General features: G+C 73.1%; 12 protein-coding genes. 5 read left to right on the top strand and 7 right to left on the bottom strand.

Annotated elements, in window-relative coordinates; genetic code table 11:
* Positions 1-39: 39 nt before the first annotated feature.
* The 3 genes from AB0H28_RS27150 to AB0H28_RS27140 form a co-directional block, all read right to left on the bottom strand.
* Positions 40-1,971, bottom strand: coding sequence for a hypothetical protein (locus AB0H28_RS27150; protein ID WP_358045943.1), 1,932 nt, complete (start codon positions 1,969-1,971; stop codon positions 40-42).
* A 273-nt stretch (positions 1,972-2,244) separates the two neighbouring features.
* A complete protein-coding gene (locus AB0H28_RS27145; RefSeq protein WP_358045940.1) occupies positions 2,245-3,930 on the bottom strand; it encodes a hypothetical protein in 1,686 nt (561 codons plus the stop codon).
* A gap of 242 nt (positions 3,931-4,172) precedes the next feature.
* Entirely contained in the window at positions 4,173-5,648 is a 1,476-nt protein-coding gene (locus AB0H28_RS27140; protein WP_358045937.1) for an aminopeptidase P family protein, read from the bottom strand.
* Positions 5,649-5,761: 113 nt separating this feature from the next.
* Here AB0H28_RS27140 and asnB point away from each other — a divergent pair, with 113 nt between their 5' ends.
* On the top strand, positions 5,762-7,723 hold the full coding sequence (asnB, locus tag AB0H28_RS27135; RefSeq protein WP_358045934.1) for an asparagine synthase (glutamine-hydrolyzing): 1,962 nt from the start codon (positions 5,762-5,764) through the stop codon (positions 7,721-7,723).
* A gap of 56 nt (positions 7,724-7,779) precedes the next feature.
* On the opposite strand, the gene AB0H28_RS27130 is transcribed toward asnB, so the two are convergent.
* Positions 7,780-8,916 carry a lytic polysaccharide monooxygenase gene (locus AB0H28_RS27130; protein ID WP_358045977.1) on the bottom strand — a complete coding sequence of 379 codons (1,137 nt, stop codon included), beginning with the start codon at positions 8,914-8,916 and terminating at the stop codon, positions 7,780-7,782.
* Positions 8,917-9,238: 322 nt separating this feature from the next.
* On the opposite strand from AB0H28_RS27130, the gene AB0H28_RS27125 reads away from it, so the two are divergent.
* Positions 9,239-10,168 (top strand): PfkB family carbohydrate kinase, encoded by a 930-nt coding sequence (locus AB0H28_RS27125; RefSeq protein WP_358045931.1) that lies wholly within the window; start codon positions 9,239-9,241, stop codon positions 10,166-10,168.
* 81 nt (positions 10,169-10,249) lie between these two features.
* On the opposite strand, the gene AB0H28_RS27120 is transcribed toward AB0H28_RS27125, so the two are convergent.
* Entirely contained in the window at positions 10,250-11,470 is a 1,221-nt protein-coding gene (locus AB0H28_RS27120; RefSeq protein WP_358045928.1) for a multidrug effflux MFS transporter, read from the bottom strand.
* Positions 11,471-11,533: 63 nt separating this feature from the next.
* On the opposite strand from AB0H28_RS27120, the gene AB0H28_RS27115 reads away from it, so the two are divergent.
* The gene (locus AB0H28_RS27115) at positions 11,534-12,049 is read left to right on the top strand and encodes a MarR family winged helix-turn-helix transcriptional regulator (RefSeq protein ID WP_358045925.1); all 516 of its coding nucleotides are present in this window, start codon (positions 11,534-11,536) and stop codon (positions 12,047-12,049) included.
* 7 nt (positions 12,050-12,056) lie between these two features.
* Positions 12,057-13,001: an aminoglycoside phosphotransferase family protein gene (locus tag AB0H28_RS27110; RefSeq protein ID WP_358045922.1), complete on the top strand. Its 945-nt coding sequence runs from the start codon at positions 12,057-12,059 to the stop codon at positions 12,999-13,001.
* Here AB0H28_RS27110 and AB0H28_RS27105 read toward each other — a convergent pair.
* Together AB0H28_RS27105 and AB0H28_RS27100 are read right to left on the bottom strand one after the other, a co-directional pair.
* Positions 12,974-13,804: an MBL fold metallo-hydrolase gene (locus tag AB0H28_RS27105; protein WP_358045919.1), complete on the bottom strand. Its 831-nt coding sequence runs from the start codon at positions 13,802-13,804 to the stop codon at positions 12,974-12,976. The two genes, AB0H28_RS27110 and AB0H28_RS27105, sit on opposite strands and share 28 nt — an antisense overlap.
* A complete protein-coding gene (locus AB0H28_RS27100) occupies positions 13,801-14,202 on the bottom strand; it encodes a hotdog domain-containing protein (RefSeq protein ID WP_358045916.1) in 402 nt (133 codons plus the stop codon). The genes AB0H28_RS27105 and AB0H28_RS27100 overlap by 4 nt, the downstream gene beginning before the upstream one ends.
* Before the next feature lie 150 nt (positions 14,203-14,352).
* Between AB0H28_RS27100 and AB0H28_RS27095 the strand changes: the two genes are divergently transcribed.
* Complete coding sequence (locus tag AB0H28_RS27095) at positions 14,353-15,411, top strand: phosphatase PAP2 family protein (RefSeq protein ID WP_358045913.1); 1,059 nt, start codon at positions 14,353-14,355, stop codon at positions 15,409-15,411.
* The last annotated feature ends 57 nt before the right edge of the window (positions 15,412-15,468 follow it).

Genomic DNA, 15,468 nt, shown 5'->3' with positions numbered 1-15,468 from the left:
CGTGGCAGGGGGGCCGGTCCGTACCCCGGGTCCGTCAGGTCAGTTGAAGCAGTCCTCGACGGTGTTGGCGCAGTTGGTGGGGTCGTTGTTGCTGATGAGGGATTCGTCGTCGAGGGTGACGTGTCCTTCGTGGTTGAGGACGCCGCCGGCGACGCGGTGCAGTTTGCTGGTGTCGGTGGCGGTGTTCTCGGTGACGTGGGTCTTGGTCAGGGTGATGGTGGCCTTGTTGTTGAAGATGCCGCCGCCGTTGAGGGCGGTGTTGTCCTTGGCCAGGGTGTTGCGCAGGGTGAGGGCGGCGTTGTCGTCCTCGGTCTCCGACGGGGTGAGGAACCCGTCTTCGATCTTGACGAGCCATTCGCCGTTGTAGATGCCGCCGCCGAAGCGGTTGGCGGTGTTGTCGGCGATGACGGTGTCGGCGATGGTGGCGCTGGCTGATTGCTTGGTGTTGGGGTAGCCCCAGTGCTTGCCGCCGGTGACGACCAGGCCGCCGCCGTCGCCGTCGGCGTGGTTGCCGGCGACGACGAGCTTGTCGAGGTCGAGGTCGGTGGTCTCGGCGTAGCTGCCGCCGCCGTTCTCGCAGGCGGTGTTGCCGGTGATGTGGGTGAAGGAGACGGTGACGTAGCCGCCGCTGCTGAACAGCCCGCCGCCGTTGCGCCCGGCGTGGTTGTTCGACAGTGAGGACTTGCCGCCGTCCTTGCCGCCGTCCTTGCCGTGGTCGGAACCGATGATCTCGACGGTGCCGGCGTCGTCGTGCTTGCCCGACGGGACGTAGCTCTTCAGTTCGGTGGCGTCGGTGCCGTGCTTGCCGGAGAGGCCGTTGCCGTTGGCGATGCCGCCGCCGTTGCCGCCGGCGGTGTTGTCGTCGACGGCGGTGTCCTCGACCTTGAGGATGCCGCGGTTGAAGATGCCGCCGCCGTCGCCCTGGGCGTGGTTGTGCAGGACCTTGCTCTCCTGCAGCCACACCCGGCCGTAGTTGGCCACCGCGCCGCCGTTGTGCTCGGCGTTGTTGTCGGTGAGCGTGACGTTGGACAGGTGGGCGCTGCCGCCGCGCTCGACCAGCAGCGCGCCGCCGTCGCCCTCGCCGGCCTTCTCGTCCCCGTTCTCCGAAACCGTGACCGTGACCGTGGTCGCGGCCTGCGCCGCCGTGGCAGCCTGTGCCGCGACCGGAGCCGCCTGGGCGGCGACCGCCGGCCGGGCCGGGGCGGCCTGCGCCGCGACCGGGGCGGCCTGGGCGGCGACCGCCGGCTGGGCCGGAGCGGCCGGGGCCCGCAGCGTCGCGGCGCCGTTCGCCGCGGGGGCCGCCGCCGGCGCGACCGGGTACTTGAACGCGGCCGCGTTGCCGCCGGAGACGGTCAGGTCCTTGAGGGTGAGGTGGCCCCCGTCGGCGACCCGGAAGATGCGGAACGTGTCCTCCGCGTCGCGCGTGATGGTGGAGCCGTTGCCCTTGATGGTGACGTCCTGCGTGATCTCGGGCAGGGCGCCGCCGACCTTGCGGTCCTTGACGTCGAGTTCGTAGGTGCACTTCTCGGCGAGCTTCAGGGTGCCGCCGTGGTCGCGGTTGGCCAGTTCGAGCGCGTCGACGAGGGCGTTGTCGTCGCAGGGGATATCGCGGGCCGTGCCGTGGTCCTCCTCGCCACCCCACTCGCCCCACTCGCCCCGGTCGCGGCCCTCATGGCCCCGGTCCTTGCCGTCCTTGCCGTACTCGTCGGCGCGGTAGTCGTCCTTGCCGTGCTCGTCCTCGGTGGCCTCGTCGCCGTGGTCGCCGTCGCTGAGCTGCTGCGTGGTCGACCACTTCACGTCGGCGAGCCGGTGCGGACCGGTGACCCCGGTGGTCGCGTAGGCGACGCCGGCGAGGCTGACCGCTCCGGTCAGGCCCACGACGCCGGTCGCGAGCCAGAGCCGGCGGCGCCGGAGCGGGGAAACGGTCTCGCGGGTGGTGGCGTCATCGTTATTGCGAAGGTAGTTGGACATCGGAGCTCTCTGCCCTCTCCTTGTACCTGACAAGGTCGCTTCGCCACGGCGAGGCGGCCTTCGCTACAAATCGGTTGTAGCTGCTGAACAACAACGTATGAGAACCTTCTTCGCCATGTGCCAATATACGAAAGAAACCCGCATAAGGGTGCGGGTGGGGCCGGTGGTCGCAGCGGGGGCGGGATGCCCCGGCCGGGGACACCGCGCCCGGAGCGGGTCCCTTCCCGCCGCCGGACGGCGGGAAGGGACCCCGGGCTCTATGTGGTGGTGCAATCAGTTGAAGCAGTCCTCGACGGTGTTGGCGCAGTTGGTGGGGTCGTTGTTGCTGATGAGGGATTCGTCGTCGAGGGTGACGTGTCCTTCGTGGTTGAGGACGCCGCCGGCGACGCGGTGCAGTTTGCTGGTGTCGGTGGCGGTGTTCTCGGTGACGTGGGTCTTGGTCAGGGTGATGGTGGCCTTGTTGTTGAAGATGCCGCCGCCGTTGAGGGCGGTGTTGTCCTTGGCCAGGGTGTTGCGCAGGGTGAGGGCGGCGTTGTCGTCCTCGGTCTCCGACGGGGTGAGGAACCCGTCTTCGATCTTGACGAGCCATTCGCCGTTGTAGATGCCGCCGCCGAAGCGGTTGGCGGTGTTGTCGGCGATGACGGTGTCGGCGATGGTGGCGCTGGCTGATTGCTTGGTGTTGGGGTAGCCCCAGTGCTTGCCGCCGGTGACGACCAGGCCGCCGCCGTCGCCGTCGGCGTGGTTGCCGGCGACGACGAGCTTGTCGAGGTCGAGGTCGGTGGTCTCGGCGTAGCTGCCGCCGCCGTTCTCGCAGGCGGTGTTGCCGGTGATGTGGGTGAAGGAGACGGTGACGTAGCCGCCGCTGCTGAACAGCCCGCCGCCGTTGCGCCCGGCGTGGTTGTTCGACAGTGAGGACTTGCCGCCGTCCTTGCCGCCGTCCTTGCCGTGGTCGGAACCGATGATCTCGACGGTGCCGGCGTCGTCGTGCTTGCCCGACGGGACGTAGCTCTTCAGTTCGGTGGCGTCGGTGCCGTGCTTGCCGGAGAGGCCGTTGCCGTTGGCGATGCCGCCGCCGTTGCCGCCGGCGGTGTTGTCGTCGACGGCGGTGTCCTCGACCTTGAGGATGCCGCGGTTGAAGATGCCGCCGCCGTCGCCCTGGGCGTGGTTGTGCAGGACCTTGCTCTCCTGCAGCCACACCCGGCCGTAGTTGGCCACCGCGCCGCCGTTGTGCTCGGCGTTGTTGTCGGTGAGCGTGACGTTGGACAGGTGGGCGCTGCCGCCGCGCTCGACCAGCAGCGCGCCGCCGTCGCCCGCACCCGGCCTGCCGTGCGCGACCGACGCCGCCGGGACGGGGTGCCGGACCTCGGACGCGCTGCCGCCGGAGACGGTCAGGTCGTCGAGGGTGAGACGGCCGCCACCGGCGACGCGGAAGATCCGGAAGGCATCCTCGGCGTCGCGCCTGATGGTGGCGCCGTTGCCCTCGACGGTGACGTCCTGCGTGATGGCGGGCAGGGCGCCACCGACCGTGCGGTCCTTGACGCCGACTTCGTAGGTGCAGTCCTCGGCGAGCTTCAGGGTGCCGCCGTGGCCGCGGTTGGCCAGTTCGAGCGCGTCGACCAGGGCGTCGTCGTCGCAGGGGATCTCCCGGGCCCCGTCGTGCTCCTCCCCGCCACCCCACTCACCCCGGCCGGGGCCCGCCCGGCCCTCGCCGTGGTCGCCCCGCCCGCCGTCCTCGTGGGCGTCGCCGCCGGCGTCGTGCGGCGCGGCGGCCCGGTTGTCCGCCACCCGCTCCGGTCCGCCGGCCCGGTCGTCCCGGGCGGCCAGGCCGCCCAGCGCCGCCAGGCCGACGACGCCGGTCAGCCCGGCCACGCCGGTGACGATCCACAGCGCCCGTCTCCTGCTCGCCGGCGGGGTCGCCGTCGCGGCCCCGCCGTCGGCAGTCGTTATCTCGTTGGACATGAGAGCCTTCCCGCCCTTTCGGTTCTCCCCAAACGGATCGCGTCGCCCCAGGGGGAGCGAGCGGCTACAAACGGGTTGTAGCCCCTGATCGACACCGTAAGAGAAGGATCCTCGCGAGAAGGTCTTATCAGAAAAAAATACGCATAAACGGGCTAAAAGCGGCGGGCCGGCGCCGGTGCCGGACGCGGGGCGTCACGGAGTCGGCGCGGGCCCGCAGTGGACGATCGTGCGGCCCGAGGGGCTCAGCCGGGCAGGCGCGGCCCCGCCTCGCGCTGCTCGGCCAGCCAGGTCTCCACCTCGCCCGAACCCCGAGGCAGGCCGGCCGACAGGTTCACCGGGCCGTCGACGGTGACCAGGATGTCGTCCTCGATCCGGACGCCGATGCCGCGCAGCTCCTCGGGAACCAGCTCGTCCTCCGGCTGGAAGTAGAGGCCCGGCTCCACCGTCAGCACGTAACCCTCGCCGAGCGGCCCGTCGCGGTAGGTCTCCTTGCGGGCGTTCGCGCAGTCGTGCACGTCGATGCCGAGCATGTGGCTGGTGCCGTGCAGCGTCCACCGGCGGTAGACCGTGGAGGCCGGATCCATCGCCTCGTCCACGCTCACCGGCAGCAGCCCGAGGTCCTTGAGCGCCTCGGCCAGCACCCGCATCGAGGCCAGGTGCACGTCGCGGAACCCGACGCCGGGCCGGCACATGTCGATGCCGGCCTGCTGGGCGGCGTGGACCGCGTCGTAGACCTGGCGCTGCAACGACGTGAAGCGGCCGTCCACCGGCAGCACCCGGGTGACGTCGGCGGTGTAGAGGTTGCGGTTCTCCACGCCCATGTCCATCAGCAGCAGGTCACCCGGACGGGTCGCGCCGTGGTTGTGCACCCAGTGCAGGATCGTGGCGTGCTCGCCGGCCCCCACGATCGAGCCGTAGCCGACGTCGTTGCCGTCGTGCCGGGCGCGCAACGCGAAGACGCCCTCCAGCAGGCGCTCGGAGACCCCCCGGTCGGCCGGCAGCGCCCGGGCCACGTCCTCGAAGCCGCGCACCGTGGCCTCGCACGCCTCCCGGAGCTGCGCGATCTCCCACTCGTCCTTGACCAGCTTCAGCTCGGAGATCGCGATGGCCAGCTCCCGGTCGCGGCCGGGCTGCCCCTCGGCGCGCGCGCCGTCGTAGGGGCGCACGGCCGCGTCCACCCGGGCGTCGAAGCCGCGCAGCACGCGGGTGCGCCCCGGAGCCAGCTCGGCCAGCGCCGCGTCCAGCTCGCTCAGGTCGGCCGTCGGCAGGCCCAGCTCGGTCGACTTCTCGCGCAACGTCGGCCGGCGGCCCACCCACAGCTCACCGTGGCGGCTGCGGAAGAACTCGTCGGTCGCCCGCGACGACCGGGGCCGCATGAAGAGTGTCGCCTCACCGCCCGGGCGCAGCACCAGGACGCTGTCCGGCTCCAGGTCGCCGGTCAGGTACGCGAAGTCGCTGCCCGGCCGGAACCGGTGGTCGGTGTCGTTGGCGCGTACCTTCTCGGTGCCGGTGGGGACGACAAGCGTCTCGCCCGGGAAGGCGTCGGCCAGCGCGGCCCGTCGCTTGGCGTGGTCGGGCGCCTCCGGGCGCGGCGCCACCGGCAGCTCGGTGTCCCGCCAGCCCTGCCGCATGAACGACAGGAACGCCTCCGGGAAGTCCGGGTCGTGTGACTCCGTGCCGTCCGCCGGCTTGCCCTGCCGCGTCCGCTCCTCGGCCATGATCCGCCCCTCCCTGAGCCTCGTCGCTGGCCCCGACGGTACCGCGCGCACGGCGGCGGGGAGTGCCTGCGGTGCCGCGACGGCGGCTTCCGGCGCGTGGAAAGATGGCCGTCATGTGCGGACTCCTGGCCTTCTTCAGCGCGCGCGGCGACGCCGCCGCCCACCGCGACCACATCGCCGGCGCACTGGAGTGCCTGCACCACCGCGGCCCGGACGAGACCGGGGTCGAGGTGGTCGGCGACGCCTCCGGCCGGTACGCGGACGGCGTGTTCGCGCACAAGCGGCTGGCGATCATCGACGTGGCGCTCAGCCACGAGCCGCTGCCCTACGCGGACGGGCGCTACCTGCTCACCTTCAACGGTGAGATCTACAACTACATCGAGCTGCGCGACGAGCTGATCCGCGACCACGGCGCCCAGTTCGCCACGAACGGCGACGGCGAGGTGATCGTCGCCGGCTACCACTACTGGGGTGAGCAGGTGCTCACCAGGCTGCGCGGCATGTTCGCGTTCGTGATCTGGGACCGGCAGGAGCGGCGGGCGTTCGGCGCCCGCGACTACTTCGGCATCAAGCCGCTGCACTATCTCCAGACCCAGGACGGTCTCTACCTCGCCTCGGAGAAGAAGGCGCTGCTGCCGTTCGCGCACTCCGCCTACCAGGGCGACGCGGGCATCGACACCGCCAACCTGAGCCACTACCTGACCCTGCAGTACGTCCCGGAGCCGGGCACGCTGCACAAGGGGATCAGCCGGATCGGCTCGGGGGAGTACCTCACCTGGAGCCCGGACGGCCGGATCGACGTGCGCCGCTGGTACCGGCCGGTGTTCCGGCCCGCCCCGGTCCCGGACGAGCAGCGGCTCTACCACGACATCCGGGAGACGCTGCGGGAGAGCGTCCGGATGCACATGCGCTCGGACGTGCCGGTCGGCTCGTTCCTGTCCAGCGGCATCGACTCGACCGCCGTGGTGGCCCTCGCGCGCGAGTTCAACCCGAACATCCTCACCTTCACCGTCGGCTACGACGTGCCCGGCTACTCCGAGATCGACGTGGCCCAGGAGTCGGCCCGGCACCTCGACGTGACCACCATCCCGACCAAGATCGGGCCGCAGGACATGATCGACGCGCTTCCGAAGATCGTCTGGCACCTGGACGACCCGGTCGCCGACCCGGCCCTGGTCCCGCTCTACTTCGTGGCGAAGAAGGCCGCCGAGCACGTCACCGTGGTGCTCTCCGGCGAGGGCGCGGACGAGTTCTTCGGCGGCTACACGATCTACCGCGAGCCGCTGTCGCTCAGCTCGGTCAACGGCCTGCCGGACGGCGTGCAGAAGGGCCTGCGGGCGGTGTCCAAGGCCATTCCCCAGGGGGTCAAGGGCAAGAGCTTCCTGGAACGCGGCACCACCCCGATCGAACAGCGCTACTACGGCAACGCCCGGATGTTCACCGAGGAGGAGAAGCAGCACCTGCTGCGCCGCTACGACCCCTCGGTGCGCTACACCGACGTCACCGCGCCGATCTACGCCGAGTGCACCGAGCTGGACGACGTCACCAAGATGCAGTATGTCGACCTCTACACCTGGCTGCGCGGCGACATCCTGGTCAAGGCGGACCGGATCTCGATGGCGCACTCGCTGGAGGTCCGGGTGCCGTTCCTGGACCGGGAGGTGTTCAACGTCGCCGCCGGCATCCCGGTCGACCTGAAGCTGCCGCCGCGCTCCGAGGCCACCAAGTACGCGATGCGCCAGGCGTTGCAGGGCGTCGTGCCGCCGGCCATCGTCAACCGCAAGAAGCTGGGCTTCCCGACCCCGACCCGGGTCTGGCTGCGCGGCGAGATGTACGAGTGGGCCCGGCACGTGCTGGCCACCTCCGGCGCGGGCGACCTGATCGACCTGTCGTACGCGATGCGGCTGCTGGAGGAGCACAAGCGGGAGGAGGCCGACCACTCCCGCAAGGTGTGGACCGTGCTGATCTTCTGCATCTGGCACGCCATCTTCGTGGCCAAGACGCTCGACCCGGGCATCCAGCGCAACCAGTCCGCGCTGCTGACCAAGCCGGTCGTGGGCAGCATGGTCCGCTGAGGCGGGCCGGACGAAGGGCCCCCGGCGCGCTGCCGGGGGCCCTTCTCAGTGCCGGGTCACCGGCCGGTGCAGGTGACCGTGGGCAGGGTGTTCTGGCCGGAGTAGTTCGCGGTGAAGCCGAACGTGGTGGTGCCCTCCGGTGGGACGCTGCCGTTGTAGGGGGCGTTGGTGACCGTCACCGACGCCCCGCTGCCGCTCAGCGTGCCGTTCCACACCTGGTTGATGGTCTGGCCGCTGGGCCAGGTCCAGCTCGCGGTCCACCCGGAGTACGTCCGGGTGCTGTGGTTCATGATCATTACCTCACCCTGGAAGCCGTTGCCCCAGGCGCTGACCACCTTGTAGACCGCCATGCAGGCGCCGGCCGGCATCGTCGGCGTGGGCGTCGGGCCGGTGGGCGTCGGCGTCGGGGTGGTCGGCGTGGGCGTGGGGTTGGTGGGCGTCGGCGTCGGGGTGGTCGGCGTCGGCGTGGGGTTGCCGCCCGAGCCGATGCCGGTCACCTCGCCGTTGCCCCCGTCGAACGTCACGTCGGAGCAGCCGAAGAAGTTCTCCTGGCTGTCCGAGCGGACCCAGCGCGAGTAGATGATGTGCCGGCCGCTCTTGTTCGTCGGCAGGTTGCCGGTGAAGTAGTAGTGGCCGTCGTTGGTGCCGACCGCGCCGCGCTGCGGCGGGTTGGTCACCTGCAGGAACGGCTGCTCCTCCAGGTCGCTCCAGGCCAGCGGCCGGGTCGGGCTCCAACTGTCCTTGGTCACGTAGAAGTAGAACGTGCCCGGGTGGTGGGCCCAGTTGCTGTAGCGGAACTCCATCGACCGCCCGGCCGTCAGGTGCGTGACCGGCCAGTCGTTGCGGGCCGCGTCGTAGCCGCTGAAGCCGGGGTTGCCGCCGCTGCACAGCTTGCCGTCGGGGATGAAGCCGACGGTTCGCCCGCCCGCGTCGGAGCGCAGCACGCTGAACCAGTTGTAGAGCGAGTTCGGCCCGTTCTCCGCGACGGCCGACGCGCAGGCGGGGTTGTTGGGCCGGATCTCACCGCTGCCGGTGAGGCCGTCCTTCCAACACAGGTAGGTGCGGGCGCCCGGCGTCATGGCCGCGCCGTGCGCGGCGGCCGGGTCGGGCCCGGAGGCCAGGGCGAACGCGCCCACGGCCAGGGTGAGGGCCGCGGTGACGAGCGCGGCCGTTCGGGATCGGTGCACGGAAATCTCCTGACTCGCGGGGCGTGGCCCGCTGTCGGCCCGCCCCGCTGCGACGAGCGGATGCGATCATCGCGGTGCCCGCGCCCGGCGGTCGGCGTGCGGCCGGGGCCGTCGGGGGGCGCGCACCGCCTGCGGTCCGTGTCACGGACCGTGGATGCCCTCGCGTCGGCTCGACCCGGCGACGCGGCAGCCCCCGCGCCCTCCCGGTAGCGCCATCCCATCACGTCCGGCCCCCGCGCGCAATAGTCGCCGGTCGATGCATTGGGTCCCGTCGCGTCCCCCCGGCGCCATGGGCCAGGATCGGGGGAGGACAACGAGAGGAGCCAGGATGGGGTACGCGGTGGTGCTCGGCGAGGCGTTGGTCGACCTGCTCGACGCCGAGCACGACGGGGAACCCGTCTACCGGCAGGCTATCGGCGGCGGACCGCTCAACGTGTCGGTGGCGATCGCCCGCCTCGGCGGTGACGTGCAGTTCGTCGGGTCGCTCGGCGACGACGCGCTCGCCGGCCGGATCCGGGACTTCCTCACCGCCGCCGGCGTGGGCGTGGCCGGCGCGGTGACGGCGCCGGCCCCGACCGCGCTGGCCGTGGCCACCTTCGCCGGCCCGGAGCCGGAGTTCCGCTTCTACGGCGAGCCGCGCTCGTACGCCCTGCTCGGGCCGGACGACCTCGACGTGGCGCTGGTCGAGGGCGCGGACGTGCTCTACTGCGGCTCGATAGTGCTGCTCCACCCGCCGGTGCTGGCCGCCGCCCGCCGGGCCTGGTCGATCGCCGGCGGGCTGCGGGTGTTCGACCCGAACGTGCGCTCCAGCCTGCTCACCGCGCCCGGCGCGCTCGACGCGCTGCGGGCCGTGGTCGCCGAGTTCGCCGCCGCCGCGCACCTGGTGAAGCTGAGCGGCGCGGACGCCCGGGCGCTCTACCCCGACGAGCCGGTGGAGGGCGTCGCCGCGTACCTGCGGGAGTTGGGCGCGGCCACCGTGGTGGTCACGCTCGGCGCGGACGGCGCGCTGGTCGCGGCCGGCGACGACGTGGTGCGCGTGCCGGCGCCGACTGTCGACGCGGTGGACGCCACCGGCGCGGGCGACTCGGTGATGGGCGCGCTGGTGGCCGAGCTGCTCGCCGCCGGCGAGCCGGCCGACGCGGTCGGCTGGCGGGAGCGGGTCGGCTTCGCGCTGCGGGTGGCGGGCCTGGTCTGCGAGTCACCCGGCGGCGCCACCGCGATGCCCACCCGCGCCGCCGTCGCCACCCGCTTCGCATGAAAGGAGGGGCCCCTTCTTAACGCATCCGGTAGCGGAGGGGCCCCCTGTTAACACCCTGGGCGCGGCGCGCGGCGGCGGGGGTCAGCGGCGGGCGAGGGTGAGGACGGCCGTGAGCGAGAGGGTGGCGGCGCCGGCCAGCACGGCGGCCATCGGCAGCGCGCTGCCCTCGCCGCCGAGGCCGACCAGCGGCGCGGCCAGCGCGCCGACCACCGACTGGATGCCGCCCATCAGCGCGGCGGCGGTGCCGGCGTGCCGGGCGTGCGCGTCCAGCGCCAGCGCGGTGCTGTTCGGCATCACCATGCCCAGCGAGCCGACGAACGCGAACAACGCCACCGCCGTGACCGCGAGGCTGCCGGCGAGCGCGCCGGTCAGCACACCGGCGGCGGTGACCAGGCCGACCACGAGCGTGGTGACCAGCAGCCGGCGCGGGCTGAACCGGTCGAGCAGCCGGGCGTTGAGCTGCCCGGTGGCCACCAGCGCGAGCGCGTTGACCCCGAAGAACACGCTGAACACGGCCGCCGAGACGCCGAAGACGTCCTGGAACACGAAGGACGACCCGGAGATGTACGCGAACAGCCCGGCGAACGCGAAGCCCTGGGTCAGCGCGTACCCGAGGTAGACCCGGTCGGTGGCCAGCGACCGCATGGTCCGGGCGGTGGTGGCCAGCCCGCCGGTGCTGCGACGCTGCGGTGGCAGCGTCTCGGGCAGGCGCAGCGCGACCGCGACGGCGAGCACCGCCCCGATGACGGCCAGGGTGAGGAAGACCGTCCGCCACGAACCGAGCCGCAGCACCAGGCTGCCGACGCTCGGCGCGGCCACCGGCGCCACCCCGAAGACGAGGGTGAGCCGGGAGAAGTACCTCGCCGCGTCCCGGCCGGCGTAGAGGTCGCGGACCACCGCGCGGGCGACCACCACGCCCATGCCGCCGGCCAGCCCCTGGGCGAACCGCGCGCCGGCCAGCAGCGGGGCGCTGGGTGCCGCGGCGCAGGCCAGCGCCAGCAGGGCGTACGCGACGACGCCGACCAGCACCGGGCGGCGCCGCCCCCAGCGGTCGCTGAGCGGGCCGGTGACCAGTTGGCCCAGCGCCAGGCCGATCAGGCAGGTGGTCAGCGAGAGCTGGATGCCGGCCTGGTCGGCGCCGAGTTCCCGGGTCATCGCCGGGAACGCCGGCAGGTACATGTCGAGTGACAGCGGGCCGATCGCGGTGAGCGTGCCGAGCAGCACCAGCAGGCTCGCGCCGCCGCCCGGCGTGGCGGGTCGGTCGACGGGCGGGCCCGCTGCGGTCCGCACGGTGTGGCTCACGAGAGGTCCCCCCAGGATCGGCGTGCCGGGTTACCTTATCTCTGTAGTCAGAACTATTGCGATGTGAAGCAGGTGACCCGGGTGGCGACCGACGAGGAGATCGCGCGGTTCGGGGCGGTGCTGGGGGAACTGCACCGGCTGCTTCGCCGCCGCACCGTCGCCCGCGCCGCCCGGGAGCCGCTGCCCGAGGCGCAGGTGGAGGTGCTCCTGCTGGTCCGGGGCACGCCGGGGATCAGCGGCAAGGAGGTGGCGGGCCGCCTGGGCACCGCACCGAACACGGTCAGCACACTGGTGCGCGACCTCACCGACGCCGGGCTACTGGTCCGCGACCGCGATCCCGCCGACCGCCGGGTGGTCCGGCTGCGCCTCACCGAGGCCGCCCACCGCTGGATGGCCGACCACGAGATCCACCGCACCGCGCTGCTCACCGAGGCGCTGGCCCGGCTCGACGCGCCGGCCCGGGCCGCCGTGCTCGCCGCCGCCCCCCACCTGGACGCGCTGCTCACCGCGTTGCGCGCCCGCTCGGACCCACGCCCGGGCACGGAAATCGGTGGCCGCCGGCCGGCCCCGGCACGATGATCTCCCCGTGACGTTGCACCAGGGCGAGATGCCGGTGGACGAGTCGGTGGTCCAGTCGCTGCTGACCGAGCAGTGCCCCGGATGGGCCGCCCTGCCGTTGCGGCCCGCCGGCGCCGGCACCGACAACACCATGTACCGGCTCGGCGACGACCTGCTCGTCCGCATGCCCCGCACCGCCGAGAAGGCCGACGCCCTGCGCAAGGAGCAGCGGTGGCTGCCGAGCCTGGCGGCCCGGCTGTCGTACCCGGTGCCGGAGCCGCTGCACGCCGGCGCGCCGTCCGCCGCCTTCGCGCTGCCCTGGTCGGTCTACCGCTGGATCGACGGCGACGAGGTCCGCCCCGACACCGTCTCCGACTGGGCCGCGTTCGGTGTCGACCTGGCCTCGGTGGTCCGGGAACTGCACGCCCTCGACCTCGCCGGCGCCACCCGCGCGGGAGCCCTGAGCGGATATCGCGGCGGCAGCCTGCGCCCCTGCGACGGGTGGATCAGCGGGGCGCTCGACGACTGCCGACGCACGATCGGCGCCGAGGTCGACGTCGACCTGCTGCAACGGCTGTGGCGGGACGGCGTGGCCCGGCCCGACCCCACCGGTCCGCACGTCTGGCTGCACAGCGACCTCAAGCCCACCAACCTCCTCGTCCGCGACGGCCGGCTGCACGCCGTCATCGACTTCGGCGGCCTGACCGTCGGGCACCCCGACGCGGAACACGCCCCCCACCTGGGACCTGCCGGCCGAGGCCCGGCACGCCTACTGGGAGACGCTCGGCGTGGACGACGTGACCTGGACGCGGGCCCGAGCCTGGGCGATCGCCGCCGCGGCCGGCGGCGTGGCGTACTACTGGCACACCTTCCCGGCGTTCGTCGCCGAATGCCGCGCCCGGCTGCGGTCGATCGCGGCCGACGCCGGCTGAACCGGCCGGCCGCTCACGCCGTGCCGTCGAGGTCCGCGTAGCCGCGGCGCGCCGCGATCAGGCCGGGCCGGGCGCCGAACGGCGACTCGGCGGCCACCCGCTCCGGCGGGGCGCTGCCGGTGTGGCCGGCGCGGATCAGCCAGGCCAGCCGCGCGAGCTGGTCGTGCTGCTCGCGGACGAACGCCACGTCGACCGGCTCGCCGTGGCCCGGCACCACCACCGTCGCCGGCGTGGTCAACCGCAGCAGGTCGGCCACCGCGTCCGGCCATCGCAACGGGTACGACTCCTCGAACGCCGGCGGCCCGCTCTGCTCCACCAGGTCGCCCGCCACCAGCACGTCCGCGTCCGGGACGTGCACCACCAGGTCGGCGTCGGTGTGCCCGGGTCCCGGGTGGCGCAGCAGCACCCGCCGGCCGCCGACGTCCAGCACCGTCTCGGAGTGCACCTCGTGCGTCGGCGCCCGCAGCTCGGTCCGGGCCAACTCGTCGGCCAGCGCCGGCTGCTCGGCGTGCATCTCCTCGTACGCCGCCCGGCGCAGCTCGTCCGGCCGGTCGCGCAGCGCCGCCGCGGCCCGGGCGTGCGCGTACACCGGGGTGTCCGGCCCGGCCAGCGTGGCGTTGCCGAAGCAGTGGTCGAAGTGGTGATGGGTGTTGACGACCGTCCACGGGTGCGGCGTGACCGCCCGGGCCGCCGCCGCCAGCTCCCGCGCCTGCCCGGCGGTGGAGAGCGTGTCCACCAGCACCGCGGCGCCGTCGCCCACCACCAGCACCACGTTGACGCGCAGCAGCGGCTCGCGCAGCAGGTGGACCCCGGCGGCGATCTCGGAGAAGCCGGCGGTCGTCACGCGCGTGCGGCCCGCTCGACGAAACGCTGCCGGTCGACGAGCGCCCGCTCGACGCGCCCCTGCGCGGCCACCGCGTTGCCGTCCCTGACGGTCACCTCGAAGACCAGCCGACGGTCGTCCACCTCGACGAGCTCGGCGTGCGCGGACACGGTCCGCCCGACCGGGGTGGCCGCACGGTGCTCCAGCTCGACCCGGACGCCGACGGTGGTGGACCCGGCCGGCATCCCGGTCGCGACGGCCGCCACGGTCGCCGCCTCGGCCAGCGCCACCACCCGGGGGGTGCCGAGCACCGGCACGTCGCCCGAGCCCAGCGCCAGGGCGGTGTCCGCGTCGGTCACGGTCAGGTCGACCCGGGCGGTCCGGCCCGGCGCGAGAGGCGACTCCGGCTGCTCCTGCATGCGGCCGAGCCTAGTGCAGCGACCGCGACGCCGTCCGCCGTCCGGGCCGGCCCCGACGGCGCGGCACGCCGTGCTCCCGACGGTGCGGCACGCCGTGCTCCCGACGGTCGGCGTCGGCCCTCCGGTCGACCGCCGTTAACCTTGACCGCGATGGCCGTGTCGACAGATTCCCCGCCCCCCGCCCCCGCCGGACCGACCGCGTCCCCCGACGGCGGGCGCCGTCGCGTGATCGCGATGGCCGTCTGGGGCCTCGCCTTCGTGGCCGCCTGGTTCGCCATCGGCCTGCCCACCGACCCGGCGTACGCGTTCCTGTGGATCTGGGCCGGCACGGTCGCCTGGAACTCGGCCCGCCCGTGGCGCAGCCACCTGCGTTTCGCCCGGGACTGGATCCCGGTCGTGCTGCTGCTCGCCGCGTACAACCTCTCCCGCGGGTTCGCCGACAACGGCGCCACGCCGCACGCCATGGAGCTGATCGTCGCCGACCGGTTCCTGACCGGGTGGGCCACCGGCGGCGAGGTGCCGACCGTCTGGCTCCAGCAGCACCTCTACGACCCGGCCCAGGTGCGCTGGTGGGACGTGCTGGTGAGCTGGATCTACTTCTCGCACTTCGTGGCGACGCTGGCCGCCGCCGCGGTGCTCTGGATGCGCAACCGGCAGCGCTGGGTCGGCTACATGGCCCGGTGGGGTTTCCTGTGCGCGGCCGGACTTGTCACCTACTTCGCCTACCCGGCCGCCCCGCCGTGGTGGGCGGCGCAGAACGGGCTGCTCACCGAGGTGGCCCGGATCTCCACCCGGGGCTGGAAGGAGATCGGCATGCACGGCGCGGGCAACCTGCTCAACGCCGGCCAGATCGCCTCCAACCCGGTGGCCGCCATGCCGTCGCTGCACACCGCGTTCGCGCTGTTCGTGGTGCTGTTCTTCCTACCTTCGGTGCGCAGGCGGTGGTGGCCGCTGCTGCTGGCCTACCCGCTGGCCATGACGTTCACGCTGATCTACAGCGGCGAGCACTACCTGATCGACGTGCTCGTCGGTTGGGCGTACGTGGGGATGACGTTCCTGGTGGTCGGCCTCGCCGAGCGCTGGTGGCGGGCGCGGCGTGCCCGCCGGGCCGGGACGCCGGCCGCCGTGACCGGCGTCACCGCGCCCGCCGCCGGTCCGGACGCCACGCCCACCGCCGACCGGGACGCGGTGCCGGCCGAACGTCGCTGACCCGCCCGGCCCCGGCAGGAGTGGTGAGAAGGGGCCCCGTCTCTACCGAATGCGTTA

Origin of the sequence: Micromonospora sp. NPDC050980 (assembly GCF_040653835.1) — a bacterium.
Classification (GTDB): Bacteria; Actinomycetota; Actinomycetes; order Mycobacteriales; family Micromonosporaceae; genus Micromonospora.
The sequence above is the reverse complement of the archived record's forward strand: the minus strand, read 5'-3'. Positions and strand labels throughout refer to the sequence as shown.

Bases quoted from the DNA above. Each gene is read 5' to 3' on its own strand.
- AB0H28_RS27150 (WP_358045943.1), bottom strand. From the start codon at position 1,971: ATGTCCAACTACCTTCGCAATAACGATGACGCCACCACCCGCGAGACC.
- AB0H28_RS27145 (WP_358045940.1), bottom strand. From the start codon at position 3,930: ATGTCCAACGAGATAACGACTGCCGACGGCGGGGCCGCGACGGCGACC.
- AB0H28_RS27140 (WP_358045937.1), bottom strand. From the start codon at position 5,648: ATGGCCGAGGAGCGGACGCGGCAGGGCAAGCCGGCGGACGGCACGGAG.
- asnB (WP_358045934.1), top strand. From the start codon at position 5,762: ATGTGCGGACTCCTGGCCTTCTTCAGCGCGCGCGGCGACGCCGCCGCC.
- AB0H28_RS27125 (WP_358045931.1), top strand. From the start codon at position 9,239: ATGGGGTACGCGGTGGTGCTCGGCGAGGCGTTGGTCGACCTGCTCGAC.
- AB0H28_RS27100 (WP_358045916.1), bottom strand. From the start codon at position 14,202: ATGCAGGAGCAGCCGGAGTCGCCTCTCGCGCCGGGCCGGACCGCCCGG.
- AB0H28_RS27095 (WP_358045913.1), top strand. From the start codon at position 14,353: ATGGCCGTGTCGACAGATTCCCCGCCCCCCGCCCCCGCCGGACCGACC.